The organism is Paracoccus haeundaensis (assembly GCF_006239215.1).
Lineage (GTDB): Bacteria > Pseudomonadota > Alphaproteobacteria > Rhodobacterales > Rhodobacteraceae > Paracoccus > Paracoccus marcusii.
This window is the reverse complement of record NZ_VDDC01000083.1, coordinates 1-3,050: the sequence shown is the minus strand read 5'-3', so window position 1 is coordinate 3,050 and position 3,050 is coordinate 1. Positions and strand designations below refer to the sequence as shown.

2 pseudogenes are annotated in these 3,050 nt (G+C 53.8%); one reads left to right on the top strand and one right to left on the bottom strand.

The features are described from left to right. Positions 1 to 2,544, top strand: a pseudogene (locus FHD67_RS20660) (hypothetical protein); the annotation flags it as partial. A 297-nt stretch (positions 2,545 to 2,841) separates the two neighbouring features. Here FHD67_RS20660 and FHD67_RS20795 read toward each other — a convergent pair. Further along, a pseudogene (locus tag FHD67_RS20795) lies at positions 2,842 to 3,050 on the bottom strand (IS110 family transposase); the annotation flags it as partial.

The following is a 3,050-nucleotide window of genomic DNA, read 5'->3' as shown; positions in this document are numbered from 1 at the left end:
GGCGACAGCATCCTCTTTCAGGGCGTCGCGAAATCGGCCCTGACCAACGTGAACTTCACCTTCAATGGCGTTGCGCCGAAGAACCTCGCCGATGTCGGGCCCGTCCTCACTTCGCCACCGGTCGTTCCGGCTCCTACCCCTACGCCTGTTCCCCAAGACGTTCTGACCAACCCCTCTATGGGAATAGGCCTGAACGGCGTGTCGGACTGGTCGAGCCAGATGCCATTCATCGACGTCTTCAAAAGCTCCCGTCCCTGGACGGGTCATCTTGAAGGGCGTTGGGGCGGTGCCAGCCGTGATCAGATTGAAGCGGTATCGGACGCTGACGGCTACCTGACTAGAATGCCGGACGGAGTAACGCATGTCAGCGCAATCTTCCTGACGGAAATGCCTGCTGCGATGACCTCGATTGGTGGAACCTATCGTGTAACCTACGAGGGAGAAGGCCAGATCGTCGTCAACGGGGGTACGAACATCCGATACGGCGACGGTGAGATCTGGTTCGACTACACGCCCCGCGGGAACAACTTGATCAGCCTCGACATCGTAAAAATCAACAGTGGCGACTATATTCGTGACATTTCGGTGGTGCACCAGAAGAACATTCCGGCATTCGAAGCGGGAAAGATCTTCAACCCGGACTGGATCGAAAAGATCGAGGACATGCGTTCGCTGCGGTTCATGGACTGGCAGGCGACGAACGACTCTGACCTATCCAAATGGGGCGATCGGGCGGAAGCCAGTGACGCCACTTGGGCCACCGAAGCTGGGGTTCCGCTTGAAGTCATGGTGAAGCTGGCCAACGAAACCGGCACCGACCCGTGGTTTAACATCCCGCACAAGGCCGACGCGGAGTTCATCCGCAACTTTGTTAGCTACGTGAAAGAGAACCTAGACCCAGACCTGAAGCCCTCTTTCGAATACTCAAACGAAGTCTGGAACTGGCAGTTCGAGCAGGCACAGTGGGCCAATGTCGAGGGCCAGAAACTCTGGCCCGGACAGGGCGATGCTTGGGTCCAGTTCTACGGAATGAAGGCTGCGGAGATGGCCGCCATCGTGAATCAGGTTTACGGTCCGAATGTCGATGAGATGGTTAACAAGGTCATTGCCACGCACACAGCTTGGCACGGCCTCGAGCAAAGCATCCTCGAGGCCCCGAACGCGGTCAAAGGCGGCTCGGTCACTCCAGCGAACCTGTTTAACGACTATGCGGTCACAGGCTACTTCGATGGCTCTCTTGGCCGGGAGAAGGCCGGGACAGTCCTGTCCTGGATCTCCAACTCCGAGATTGCTGCCGGCGCCGAGGGACGTGAGATGGGCCTCTCGGGAGCTCAGCTGACAAATTACGTCCAAGCCCACAAGTATGACCAGGCAATCAGCCTCGCCATACGCGAGCTACGTGACGGGTCTGTCACCGGCAACCCGGACGGAACGATCGCCAGCCTCGTGAAAACCTTCGAGTACCACAAGGTTATCGCCGATAAGTATGACATGGACCTCGTGATGTATGAGGGCGGCACCCATGTCGTCGGTGTGGGCCAGTGGGCAGGCAACCAGACGCTCGCCAACTTCTTCATGGCTTTGAACCAGTCAGACGCCATGGGGGGGTTGTACCTGGAGCTGATGAAGAGCTGGAAGGACGCCGGAGGCACCCTCTTTAACGCTTTCGTCGATGTCGCAAAGCATGGGACCTATGGATCGTGGGGAGCTCTGCAACATCTCGACGATCAGTCTGAGCGATGGGACGCCATCGTCGAGTTTAACGAGATGAACCCCGGCTGGTGGGAAGAACGAGACGCTAGCGACTTCATTGGAACGGGCGAGGAGAAGATTCTGTCTCGACTATCTGCTGGCGTGTCTTCGGACTCGGTCTCAATAGACATCGAATCTGCCTCCAAGAGCATGGTCGAGAATGCCGCTACCGTCGGCAAGAATGGCGCTGAAGGGAGTTACGGCAGCATGAGTAACGACAACTCACGGATCGAAAGCCTAGGTGATCTCATGAGCAAGCTGTCGGATCAGGCTGACGCTCTCGTCACCTCCACCGTAATCTGTGTTCCCCCCACTGACATCAAGGGTCTGAATAACCGAACCCCGACATATAACCAAGACGAAGGTAATGGCCTAAGTAATGCCGCTAGCGGCGACCGCGACCAAAGCAGTATTCCAGAAGTGACCCGGATTGGCACGCCGACTGGATACGGGAATAACAACAGATACTCCGGCGGCGAGGCAGTTATTTCCATTGCAGATGCAACGGACATTGACATCATGTTTGGTGAAAATAATACATTATTTGATATATTCTTGTTCAACTTAAATTCAGAAACTTCATTTAAAGAAAAAGACAGCATCGTGCATAATTTTGTAGATGGGGTTGACATTGTTAATTTATACGAGACGACCCCTTTTGATCTAGTCTGGACTAAGACTTTAGATGATAATGTAGCCGTTCAAAACGAAAATTATGAAAAAAATGAAAAAGACTTTTATAGTGACGTACCTAGTATCAACTTCTCAATTCTAAACGAATTTTGGCTTTAGAAACATAAATAGGTAAGCGCCTGTCTCAATGACAGGTGCTTGCTTCATGGTCTACAACCGGGCGAGGTGTATCACCCTTTGAAGGCCAGTGTAACGCTGAAGGACTACCCGTCTGCTGACCGGCAACACTTGCGCCAAAGGGCATTCACTGGCTGTCAAAGCCAGATAATCATTTTCTTAGTCGAGCAAAAAGGCCCATCAATAAGCCCATCAATAAGACTGAAACCGGACCACTTGATAAGATAGGTCGTAGATGCGGCATCCTAGCAACTGTATCTCTCAGACCGTTGCTGCGGCCTATTTTTGACGGCTCTTGCATAAGGCGTTCGAGATAGTGACAAGCTTTCTGGTGACGGCGGTGATGATGACCTTGTGCGGTTTTCCGGCCTTGCGGAGGCGATCTGCAAAGTATTTCAGGTCCGGGTTATGATGTGCCGCGACTAAAGCCGCTTGGAATATCACGTGCCGCAGGGCACGGCGACCACCCGCGATGGCTCGTTTCCCGC